Origin of the sequence: Parabacteroides chinchillae (genome assembly GCF_900108035.1) — a bacterium.
Classification (GTDB): Bacteria; Bacteroidota; Bacteroidia; order Bacteroidales; family Tannerellaceae; genus Parabacteroides; species Parabacteroides chinchillae.
The window spans coordinates 113,732-125,730 of record NZ_FNVS01000010.1 but is presented as its reverse complement, the minus strand read 5'-3'; the positions used below and the strand labels follow the sequence as shown (position 1 = coordinate 125,730).

General features: G+C 46.1%; 9 protein-coding genes. 6 read left to right on the top strand and 3 right to left on the bottom strand.

The genetic code is table 11. The annotated features are described in order from the left end of the window. The first annotated feature begins 7 nt into the window (after nt 1–7). The 5 genes from C4S38_RS09695 to C4S38_RS09675 all read left to right on the top strand — a co-directional run bounded on the left by C4S38_RS09695 (nt 8) and on the right by C4S38_RS09675 (nt 6,766). The gene (locus C4S38_RS09695; protein ID WP_103983568.1) at nt 8–2,317 is read left to right on the top strand and encodes a hybrid sensor histidine kinase/response regulator; all 2,310 of its coding nucleotides are present in this window, start codon (nt 8–10) and stop codon (nt 2,315–2,317) included. Beyond that, on the top strand, nt 2,305–3,606 hold the full coding sequence (locus tag C4S38_RS09690; RefSeq protein ID WP_103983567.1) for a sigma-54-dependent transcriptional regulator: 1,302 nt from the start codon (nt 2,305–2,307) through the stop codon (nt 3,604–3,606). The genes C4S38_RS09695 and C4S38_RS09690 overlap by 13 nt, the downstream gene beginning before the upstream one ends. 347 nt (nt 3,607–3,953) lie before the next feature. Further along, nucleotides 3,954–4,373, top strand: a complete 420-nt coding sequence (locus tag C4S38_RS09685) for a dihydrofolate reductase family protein (protein WP_103983566.1) — start codon at nt 3,954–3,956, stop codon at nt 4,371–4,373. A gap of 245 nt (nt 4,374–4,618) precedes the next feature. Beyond that, complete coding sequence (locus C4S38_RS09680; RefSeq protein WP_103983565.1) at nt 4,619–5,230, top strand: RteC domain-containing protein; 612 nt, start codon at nt 4,619–4,621, stop codon at nt 5,228–5,230. Between the two features lie 81 nt (nt 5,231–5,311). Next, nucleotides 5,312–6,766 (top strand): ATP-binding protein, encoded by a 1,455-nt coding sequence (locus C4S38_RS09675; protein WP_103983564.1) that lies wholly within the window; start codon nt 5,312–5,314, stop codon nt 6,764–6,766. A 74-nt stretch (nt 6,767–6,840) separates the two neighbouring features. On the opposite strand, the gene mobC is transcribed toward C4S38_RS09675, so the two are convergent. Genes mobC through mobA form a run of 3 tightly spaced genes read right to left on the bottom strand, consistent with a single transcriptional unit; the run spans nt 6,841 to nt 10,510 of the window. Beyond that, nucleotides 6,841–8,850 carry a conjugal transfer protein MobC gene (mobC, locus tag C4S38_RS09670; protein WP_103983563.1) on the bottom strand — a complete coding sequence of 670 codons (2,010 nt, stop codon included), beginning with the start codon at nt 8,848–8,850 and terminating at the stop codon, nt 6,841–6,843. An 8-nt stretch (nt 8,851–8,858) separates the two neighbouring features. Beyond that, complete coding sequence (gene mobB, locus C4S38_RS09665; protein WP_103983562.1) at nt 8,859–10,106, bottom strand: conjugal transfer protein MobB; 1,248 nt, start codon at nt 10,104–10,106, stop codon at nt 8,859–8,861. Next, on the bottom strand, nt 10,085–10,510 hold the full coding sequence (gene mobA / locus C4S38_RS09660; protein ID WP_103983561.1) for a conjugal transfer protein MobA: 426 nt from the start codon (nt 10,508–10,510) through the stop codon (nt 10,085–10,087). The genes mobB and mobA overlap by 22 nt, the downstream gene beginning before the upstream one ends. Before the next feature lie 721 nt (nt 10,511–11,231). On the opposite strand from mobA, the gene C4S38_RS09655 reads away from it, so the two are divergent. Beyond that, nucleotides 11,232–11,999 (top strand): ParA family protein, encoded by a 768-nt coding sequence (locus C4S38_RS09655; RefSeq protein WP_103983560.1) that lies wholly within the window; start codon nt 11,232–11,234, stop codon nt 11,997–11,999.

Sequence of the window (11,999 nt, the reverse complement as noted above, 5' to 3'; positions counted from 1 at the left end):
TACTAAGATGAGATTATTACTGCAACACAGGATACTTTTAGGTTACATCATATTGATAGCAGTCATCAGTAGTATGGCTGCTACCATGCTGCATGAGCGTGGTAGGGTACATAAAATCGAGGAGGAAATAACCGAAATCCGGGAGGCAAACAAAACGATAAATGCCGCTCATCGGCATATTACAATTCTTGCCACATTGGGGGAATCCGCAATTACATGGGACGAGGAAGACTTCCAAAAGTATCAGTTGCGGCGGCAAAAAGTCGATAGCCTCTTGCAAATTCTACAACGGGATTATAGTGAGTTTATCTCGTTCAACCAGATTGACACTTTCCGTGTCCTGTTGGCGAACAAAGAAGAACATCTGTTCCACACGATGAAAATCCATCAATGGCAAGACAGTTTGCTGCTGGAACAGTTGCCGGCAGTAACAGAACAGGCAACAAGTTTCCGCACTGTTACCCGTAAAAAGAAAGGCATTGCAGGATTTTTCGGGGCTAAGGAAACCGTGCAAGTTCCTATGCAGTCCAACCCACTTCATGCTCTTAACAGACAGCTGATTTCACGCCAACAGCAGATAAGCGAAAATACAGACAGCCTGCGTGTGCAGAATAAGGAACTGAACAGTAAATTATCCGCGTTACTCCAAGTGTTGGACGAGCAATCACAAACGGCATTTCAAAACAAGGAACAGCATATAAAAGTATCGTATGAACGATCGGCGGTAATTGTAACCATCTTGATTATTAGTGCCATTATCCTGCTTATGGTATCGTATTGGATTATCCAACGGGACATCCGTGCGAAAGAACGAGCCAAAAGGGAACAGGAAGAGTTGATAAATAAACTTCACCGGAGCCTGAATGAAAACGACGCGCTACTCGATGCTCGACGCCAGACCCTGCAAACCATTATTCATGAGTTGCGTTCCCCATTGACTGCCATTTGCGGCAATATAGAATTGATTGCGACAGACAGCAACTCGGAAGAGCGCATACGGCATGTTCAGATAATACAGTTTTCAGCCGGTAGAATGTCATCCATGCTCGGCGACCTGATGAATTATTTCCGTTTGGACAATGGTAAAGAACAGGTGTGTCCGAAACCGTTCCGTTTGAAGTGTATAACGAATACATTGGGACGGGAGTTCTTGCCACTTATGGAAAAGAAAAACCTTGCGTTTAATATAGATGCTTGTGAAAATGAAGTCGTTATAGGGGACAAGAATATGATACTCCGCATAGGAAGCAACCTGCTTTCCAATGCAGTGAAGTTTACAGAAAGAGGAAACATCACATTGAAAACAGCATACTCAAACGGTGTGTTTACGCTCGAAGTTTCGGATACCGGATGCGGTATCACGGAACAACAGAGGGAGAAGATTTTCAATCCCTTTGAACGCCTGACAAATGCCGCCACACAGGACGGCTTCGGACTTGGATTGCCAATCGTCAAAGAACTTGTTACGCTTATGGAAGGGAAAGTTCATGTGGAAAGTATGACCGGTAGTGGAAGCCGTTTCACGGTATGTGTCCCACTAAGCAAGGCAGAGGAAAGACTTGTCGAGGAAGATGACATCCTTAATGATTTCAAGAACTTGCAGGACACTTCTGTTCTGATATTGGACAATGACCCGGTGCAACTCACAATGACACGGGATATATTGGTTCGTTATGGAATCGGCTGCGATACGTGCCGGAATGTCGATGAACTGCTGAATATGATGCGGGAACGGAAGTATGACCTGTTGATTACCGATATGAAAATGCCGGATATGAACGGTTATGAAGTGTTGGAACTGTTACGTTCTTCAGATATTGGCAACTCCAGAACCATTCCTATTGCCGTATCTACGGCATTGGACAAGAGTTCGGAAAAGGAACTGCTGTCTAAAGGTTTTTGCGGTTGCCTGTTCAAGCCATTCTCTGCCAAAGAGTTGCTGGAAACAATCTCCCATAGTACCGCACATAAAAATAAAACACAGAAGCAGGAAATCAATCTATCTCCGCTACTTGCATACGGGGATAATGCCGGAACTCTGGAACGGCTTATCACTGAAACGGAGAAGGAAATGGAAGAAGTCCGCGAGGCTTACGAGAAAAAAGATATGGCAGGATTGGACAATATGATACATCACCTGCGCAGTTCGTGGATGCTAATCAATGCCGACTATCCCTTAAGGGAACTGTACGACTTAATCCACCAGCCACAATATGAAAGTGAGGAATTGGACGAGAAAGTACAAGCCGTATTGAATAACGGCGATTGCATTATCCGTATTGCTCGGAAAACAAAGGAGGGCTTATGGGAAAAGTAATTGTCATAGACGATAATGTGGTGTATTGCGACTATGTGGGCAATCTTCTGGCAAAGGAAGGGATAGCCATCGAAAAGATATACAGTTTCAGGGCAGCCAAGAAAGCTCTGGCAGCTGTCCGATCGGATGACATTGTATTGTCCGATCTTCGTTTTCCTGACGGGGACGGAATAGAACTGTTGAGGATTATCCGTTATACCGGACACAACAATCCCTTCTTCATTATGACGGACTATGATGAAGTTCCTACTGCCGTCCGTTCAATGAAATCTGGAGCTGATGACTACATCAGCAAACGGAAATTGGAAGATGAGTTACTGCCCGTTATCCGTAACTTACTCAAAAGAAAGAGGCGTGCCAATACAAATGGAGAAAACATATTCCAACGGGAAAGCGAGGCTTTTCAATTCATAGACCGTCGCATCCGGTTGGTCGCCTCTACAAATATCAGCGTTCTCATATTGGGAGAAAACGGTACGGGCAAAGAACATATAGCCGAGAAGATACACCGTTTGAGTGACAGGGCTAACAAACGGCTTGTTGCTGTCGATTGCGGTCTGCTATCCGCGTCTTTGGCTGCATCCACCCTCTTCGGACATGAGAAAGGTGCGTTCACAGGTGCAACTGATAACAAAGCCGGCTATTTTCGAGAAGCCGATGGCGGTACACTGTTTCTTGACGAGGTCGGCAATCTTCCAATGGAGGTGCAACAGATGCTGCTTCGTGCCATACAGAGCAAGACATACCGTTCTGTCGGAGGCAGTCAGGACAAAGTTGCCGATGTAAGGATTATAGCCGCCACCAACGAAGATTTGAAGAAGGCGGTTGAAGAAAAACGGTTTCGTCAAGATTTGTATTACAGGATTCAGGAGTTTGTCATAGACTTGCCACCGCTCAGAAAATGCAGGGAGGATATTTTGCCGTTGGCAAAGTTCTTCATCGATGAAATGAACACGGAACTGAACAAATCCGTGTCAGGGTTGGATACGGAAGTCACGGAACGATTGCAGCTATATAATTGGCCGGGCAATGTCCGTGAACTGCGTCAGACCATTCAGACCGCTGTCCTGATGACAGGAAGCGGAATGATTACAGCCGAAACATTGGGACTGCCCGAAGAGGTTGTATATGCCAATTCCGACTTCTCGCTTATTGATGATGAGATACAAAAAGAGCGTATTATAAAGGCATTGAAACAGGCAGACGGGAACAAACGGCAGGCAGCAAGACTGCTCGGAATAAGCCCGCCAACCCTTTATAAAAAGCTGGAACAGTATCATATACAATAAAAAGATACGCAAGATGAAAGATATTTAGCAAAAAAAGAGTACCTTTGCAAATTAATTGCGATAGTGGGCAAAACTACTTTTGCATGACATTTGAAAAAATATAAGCGGATGGAGTTCAACTCTTTCCGCTTGACGATATAGACATAAGACCGCAAGGCGTCCTAATGGGAATCTGGAAAATTAACATTAACAGGAACTATTGCGTGATTGCTTATGCTATGCCTTTGCATAGCGTGCATTCACCTATTCCTGTTAAGGGCATTCCAGAGCCTCCATTAGAAGTAGCGTGTTTGCACGCTTCTTTTTGGGGACGGTTTCCGGTTGGAAAACATTAAATACCGGATGATATGGCTAAAGTACAACTGCTCACCGTCCAGTCTATCGACGGATACATGATAGACAATTATAACGAGTTGCCTGCTGTCCTTTCTGATGAGATAGAGAAGTTAAAGGATGCAGCCATACGTCAGTTGAATGAAAATATTTCATTGTCAATGCTGATTGATTGGAGAGAAAATGAGCCTGACCGTTTCACCTATCTGATTGAAGCCACCAAAGAAACAAGAAGTATTATCAATGGTATGTTTCGGATGCACCTGATTGACGAAATAGTCCGATATACCATACCCGTCATGCTTGGAACCGGCGTGTCTCTGTACCAACAGGAACTGCCCAAGAATAATTGGAAAGTAGTCAAAACGGCATCCTATAAAGATGATATGTCGCTGACAGTTTTCCGTAAAATCAAGCAAGACCTTTTGAAATAGGCTGATTATCAGGTCGCTTTTGTCATTGTTTGGCGTCAAGTGTCTTGACACCGTTAAATCATTTTACGCCTTTTGCCACTATTAAAAAAGTGGTTCCAAATTATTTTTATTGTCTATATTGCTGCTTTTCAACAAGATAAAAACAACTCCATTCTAATTTGTCATTTACTGGAACTCCGTTTGCCTTAATAGTTTATGTGCGCATACAGAAAACAGAGTTAATAACCGAAAAAAAGAAATGACAAATGGAATACATCATATTGACGGAAACGGATTTCTTCCGTCGCATCAATGAGGCTGACAATCATAATGAGTTGCATCCTGCATATCGGGATTTTACGGACAAGGTAATCCGGTTGTGCATAGAAGGTATGGATATGCATCTTGCTATTCTTGCCCTGACCTATGCGGAAACGGAATTGCAGTTTCATCACAAACTCAGCGAGAACGAAGCTGGCAGCATTTCCGGCTTATACATCCGCAAAGCCCTTGCCTTTGTGCGGAAAACGCAGAAATTCCTTACCCCACAAGTGCCACCACTATCCGCATCCACCCCGAAAACCAAAACTCCGCAACCCGAAAATACCCTGCGATGGACAGGCAAAACCTCCGACCTTGTCGAAATGTTGTACGGCATGGTTGAAATGGGCTGTATCAATGGCGGGGAAATGTCCATAGGTGAACTGTCCGCTTTCTTCTATTCCTTGTTCGGAGTGGAAGCAAAGGACTGTTATCATATCTATTCGGACATCAAGTTGCGCAAGAACGACAGCCGTACCTATTTCCTTGACAAGATGCAGGAGAAACTCAACAGACGGATGGATATGGATGAAGAAAGAGAAAGAATGAGAAAATAGATTGTTTCATAGGGAGACATGACCGGTATCTCCCGTATTTTTTGTAATTTTGCAGAATAATTAAGACCACCTGTTTTATAAATGAAATTAGAGACATTAGATGATATAAAGAACTTGATAACCTCTGATACAGAAACAGATAATATTGAGTTTAAGAAAACTACCGGGCAGTTGGAGCGTGGTATGGAAACGCTTTGTGCCTTTCTTAATGGAGAAGGCGGCACGGTGCTGTTCGGGGTAACAGATGAAAGAAAGATTATCGGACAAGATGTTGCCGGGAAAACCAAAGAAACCATAGGCGAAGCCATCAGCCGGCTTGAGCCAAGTGTCAATGTCCAGATTTTCTATGTACCTATGTCTGATAGCGAAAAGAAAGTCATCGCTTTACACGTAGAGAGCGCGAGGATGGAACGCCCGTTCTGTTACAAAGGACGACCATATATGCGCATAGAAAACGTAACTACTTTGATGCCGCAAGATAAATACAATCATCTGTTGATACAGCGGGGAGGAAAATACGGTTGGGAGACAATGACAAATCCCGACCTCAAAATATCCGACCTTGACGAACACGCCATCTTGGGTGCGGTACGTGGAGGTATCCGGTGCGGTCGTTTGCCCGAAGCCACCATAAGGGAGGATTTACCGACCATCCTTGAGAAATTCAACCTGCTGCATGACGGTAAACTGAACAATGCTTCCGCTGTCCTATTCGGTAGTAATTTCTATTACTATCCCCAATGCCTGCTTCGGCTGGCGCGTTTCAAAGGTACGACAAAAGACGAGTTCATAGACAATCAGCGCATTACAGGTAATATTTACACTCTGTTGGATGCTGCAATGGCGTTCTTTTTCAAACATCTGTCCCTTTCAGGAAAGATAGAAGGACTGTATCGGGAGGAAGAGTTGGAAATCCCTTACAAGGCTTTGAGAGAGTGTTGTACAAATGCCCTTTGCCACCGCCTGTACCACCGTTCCGGCAGTTCGGTAGGAATTGCCATCTATGACGACCGAGTGGAAATAGAGAACAGTGGGACTTTCCCGCCTGACATAACGATGGAAAAACTGTTAAGCGGACACAATTCAGAACCGCAAAACCAGATTATAGCGAATGTCCTGTATAAGAGTGAGGTGTTGGAAAGTTGGGGACGGGGCATCGGGCTTATGATAAGCGAATGTCAGCGTGTAGGTCTTCCTGCCCCGGAGTTCCATACCGATGGAAACAGTGTATGGGTTATTTTCCGATATACCCGGACAACTGTAGGGTACGACCCGACAGTTACCCGACAGTTACCCGACAGTTACCCGACAGTTACCCCACAAGTCGAGAAAGTGTTGTCCGCAATTGGAGAACAGACGCTTTCGACCAAAGAGATTATGGGTATAATAGGATTGAAGGACAAAAGTAATTTTTTGGAACTTTACCTGTATCCAGCCACAAGGCTGAATTTGGTGGAACCAATTTATCCGGAAAATCCGAAACATCCGCGACAGAAATATCGTCTTACCGACAAGGGAAAAAACCTATTGCAATAAAAGGCATACCTGAATAATAAGAAAAATCCGTAGCCCGACAACGAGTTACGGATTTTTTGCCTTACGATACTTTGCTACTTCTGTTGTAACAGATGCGCCAATGCCGGGTCATTCTTGATACGTTCCAGCTCATCAGCAACAATCTGTTTCACATCTGCCTTGATACGGTTGTAATTTTCCTGTACCGTCTCTTTCATCCGGTCATTGCCGTTTTCGTCCGTGAAGTCGGTAATGACAGGGATTTTCTGATAACGGCTCTCTTCCTGCTTTACTTTTTCCGAATCTACCACAATCTCACAGTGAAAAATCTTCTGTTCGATACGCTCTCCGAAATTATCCGCCACAGCACCCACGAACATACCCTGTGTAAGTCCCGAAATCTTGCTTGCGGGAATGAGGCTGTCCATCTGGGTATTGATGGAAGTGGATTTGTCGTTCCGGTTAATGGTGATGCTCTGCCGCTTTTGCAGTACTTTGCCAAAACGCTCCGACAGATTCTTTGCCGTTTCTCCCACGACCTGCCCTGAAAACAGATTGCCGACCGTGTTCATCACGACTTTGGCTTCCTTGTCGCCATAGTCGCGAACCAACTGCGAGAAATCCTGAAAGCCTAACAACACGGCAACCTTGTTACTTCGTGCTGTCGCTATCAAATTGTCCAAACCCTTGAAATAGATAGTCGGCAACTCGTCTATGATTATCGAGGATTTGAGTTTGCCTTTCTTGTTTACAAGTTTGACAATACGGCTGTTATACAGACCGAGTGCCGCACCGTAAATGTTCTGACGGTCGGGGTTGTTACCCACGCAGAGGATTTTCGGCTCTTCGGGATTGTTGATGTCAAGCGTGAACTCGCTGTCCGACATTACCCAATATAACTGTGGTGAAATCATCCTTGATAACGGAATTTTGGCACTTGCAATCTGCCCCTGAAGCTGTTCCGCCGCCCCACCGAGCCACGCATCCATAAAGGGAGAAAGGTAGTTTTCCAATTCGGGATAACTCGTAAGTATCGGGAATATATCCTCGTACCTGCGGTTCAGGAACTCCACCGCATGGGGGAAGGTGCAATACTTCCCGTTTTGGTAGATTTTGAGATACCAAATAATCGCGGCAAAGAGGATTATGGGCGATTCTACAAAGAAATCCCCCTGCTTTTGCACCCACGTTTTGTTGAGGTTGAGCATTATCGTGTAGGCACTCTCGTAAGCGTCCGTAATATCCTCCATGAAGTCGGGGTGTATGGGGTTGCACCTGTGGCTTCTTCGCGGGTCATCGAAGTTGATTACATAGAATTTCGGCTTTACCTTATAACCGTCCAGATGGTTTATCAAGTGGTTGTAAGCGATTGTCGAGAGGTCTGCAAACTTGAAATCGTAGATATACATCGAGTAACCCTTCTCAATCTGCTGCTTTATGTATGAATTGACCACGGCGTATGATTTTCCGCTGCCCGGAGTTCCGAGAACGATGGAAGCCCTGAACGGATTGATGATGTTTATCCATCCGTCGTTCCACTTTTTCCTGTAATAAAACCGTGTCGGCAGATTGACCGAATACTCGTTTTCTATAAGCCGTGTTTCTTGCTGAAAGGATTCGTTCTCGTTGTTGAAAACGTCGTCCATCAGGTTTGTTTTCAGCAGGCGGCTCATCCACGTTCCCGCCATAAGCAGGCATACATATCCTGCGGCTATCGTAACCGTATATAGTGCCGTATTAACCACAAGAGGCAACGGTAAATCGAGTATCCACCAGTTGAAAAAGAACAATAGGATACCCGTTCCGAGCGATACCCATATCTTCGTCCAAGTGATTTTCTCGTCCTTTACCCCCTTTGTACCCAGACAGGACAATGCCAGCAGTACCAGTGCAAAAAGTTTCGTGTAAAGAATGGAGCGGAACAATCCGGCAGTGCGGTCGAAATTCATCAGAATCCTGTCCACGACACCTATGTCCACACCCCACAGCCGTATCGCCTCATAGCAATACCAATAAAGGTGCATTACCACCAGCAATATACTTACTGCCCGGAGAAAATCCATGATTTTCGCCAAAGCCCTTAAATCGTCTTCCTGTTGCATAATTTCAATTTTTAGATTTTACGTTGATTTTTCTTTTTCTTCTTTCTTCTGAGATTGCGGGCAAAGGCTTCCTCCTGTGCGTCCGTTCCAGAAGAATCACCGGATAGCAGTCCCAAGCCGGAAGTGTATTCCCACTCTTCGCCCACGCTGTCCCCGACAGCCATCGCAGGGGTATTGTCCGACGGAAGTGTAAGCGGTATCGGCATTTCTCCTACAAACGGCAGTGTGAAATGTTCCTGCAAGGCATTGGCGGAAAGTTCCTTGCCCATGCGTGAGCCATTCAACACGCAGCCCGTGCGGTGGTCTATGAATGTCGCCCCGTAAATTCGCCCGGTATCGGTGAAGCGGAATACCGTATCTATGCCCTTGTCATGCAGCAGCCGGACAAATTCCTCCTTGTGGAAGGTCTTTTGCAGTGCTGCAAGGACAGTCCGTTTGGTCATGCCGGCAAGTTTCTTTGTCCGTATGTATTCCTTAGACTTGGCAAAGCGTGTTTCCACCGCTTCATATCCCGTACCCTTTCCGATACGGGACGATTTGAACGGATTGCCGACCTTGTTCCCGGCATCATCCGTGGCGGAATAGACCAGCCCGTGGTACTCCCGACCGTTCACGATGCCACGCGGTTCCTCCACTGCCACATTGTAGAGCGAGAGCAATGCCCTGTATTCTCCCATCGACTGAAAACGGTATGTGGCAAGCACTCCCTTGACGGTATTCGCTACCTGCTTTCTCACATCCCCAGCCGATATGTCCACTTTTCGCAACGGATTGTCCTGCCGGTTGCGCTTGCGTTCCGCCTTGTGCAACCCGTATTTCTCCTCCATCTCCCTCGTGATGGCTTTGCTCCTGTGAAAATTGTAGGCATTGTTCAGGCAACGCCCGTTTTCATCCACCCGGATAGATACGATATGCAGGTGATGACGGTCTATGTCCTCGTGCTTGAACACTATATACGGCTGACTGCCGTACCCCATCTTCTCCATATATTCCCTTGCAATGCCCTCCAGCTCGGTGTCTGTCAGACGGTCATCGGGATGGGGGTTCAGCGAGATATGGATAACCGGTTTCTCGGTGCGGATATGAGGCGAAAGATGGCGGCTGAAATCCTCCATCGCACGAGCGATGTCCAGCTTGCCCGTGCAGTTGTCGAAGATTTTGTTGGTGGCAAGCAACCGTCCTTCCTCCTTGTTTATCTTCTCCCCGTTGTACGCCAATGCACCATAAAGTGAACTTCCTATACTGATTTTTGCGACCATCGGGCTTCAAAATCTTTGGTAAGTTGAACAATATCGTGACTGATAGCGACCAACTCCAGCGTACATTTTTCCAATTTATACAGCAAAGCCATTGCCTTTTTCTCGGAAAAACGGCTCTTCAGTTCCTTCACTACTTGGTTGTAATTATTCCCGACGGCACGGTATTGTGCGTGAAAAGAGGAAAGCCGTGTATAGTATTCCACGAGGTTCTTGTCCTCTGTCAGCACACGGAACGGCAACCCGAAGAAGTGCGCCTTGATAAAAACAGCCCGCGCATTTACACCTGACTGTTCGTGCATTGTGAGCAGTTTTGCCCATTCATCATCGTCAAAACGCAGCATGACGAGATGCGTCTTTGGTTTCAACTTGGGGGTTCGTCCCCCTTTTTTCTGTCCTTTACTCATATTACTTTGGATTTAGTGGTATCACGACATAAGCCACCGCTTTTGATATTTCCAACCGCAGGTTTCAGACAGGCTTCCCGACTTCGGAGAGGAAGCCAGCCCCCTGCAAGGGCAAGGCTTTCGGGAGTTACCCGAAAGGTTTTGAGTTACTCAAAACATACCTTGCTGTGTTCTGGTGAACACAAAAATCCGCCTTCGGACGGATTGGGAGCAAACTGTCTGTAACAGCCGATGAAACATCGGCGGCGTTCCTTGTCGCTTGGGCGCAAAATTACTGCTATTATACGCACGTAATCAAGAAATTACCTATTCCACTCGCTGCCACCTGTGCCACTTGCTTCCACTTGGTTCCGACATGGTGTCGGTATGCAAAAATGCTTGTTTATTTGCAGACGAAATGGCTGACAAACCTGTATTACGGTTATTCGGACAGCCGGCAGACAGATGTTCGTATCATACGGCTGACACACCGACAGACCTGCAAGTAAGATTGCCGGTGTGTCATACGGCAGACCGATATACATACAAATCATAATGCCTGCTGCCAGACACACGGATATATGTATTTGCCCACAGGTACACAAGCCATAACATATACAGGTCGTACAGCCGGAGGTCAGATAATCAGACCAATGGTTTGACAGGACGACAAAGAAACAGACAAACAGGCTGTATGCCTGAAATAATAACATAAGTATCAACCATTAAAAAAGAAAAGCGTATGAAGAAAGATCCGATTTTTATTGCCTTCTCTACCCAGAAAGGCGGTGCAGGAAAAACGACACTTACCGTACTGACGGCAAGTTTTCTCCACTATGTAAAAGGCTACAATGTAGCCGTGGTGGATTGTGATTATCCGCAGTTCAGCGTTACGGACATGAGGGAACGGGACCTGAGGAATGTTGAACGCAACCCCTACCTGAAAAAGCTCGCTTTCGAGCAGTTCAAGAAAATCTCCAAACGGGCGTACCCGATATTGGAGAGCCGTCCCGAAGATGCCATCGAAACCGTCAAGTGCCTCCTTGACACTGACACCCCGCCCGATGTCATCTTCTTTGACTTTCCCGGCACAGTGAATAATCACGGGGTCATCAACACCATCGCCACGATGGACTATATCTTTTGTCCGATAGCGGCTGACCGTGTGGTTATGGAAAGTTCCCTGACCTTCGCCGGGCTTGTGAATGACACGCTCGTCAGTACGGGACAATCCAACATCAAAGGTCTGTATCTGCTATGGAACATGGTGGACAAAAGGGAAAAGACCGACCTCTACGATATTTACGAGAAAATTGCAGGGGAAATGGGGCTTACCATACTGAAGAACTTTATCCCGGACAGCAAGCGTTTCCGTAAAGAGGGTCCGGAAGACGGGGACAAAGCCTTGTTCCGCTCGACACTCTTCCCTCCCGACAAACTGTTGTGCCGTGGCAGCAACATCGATGCCCTTGTGGAAGAAATCCTCTCGTTGGTAAAAGCAAAACCGTAA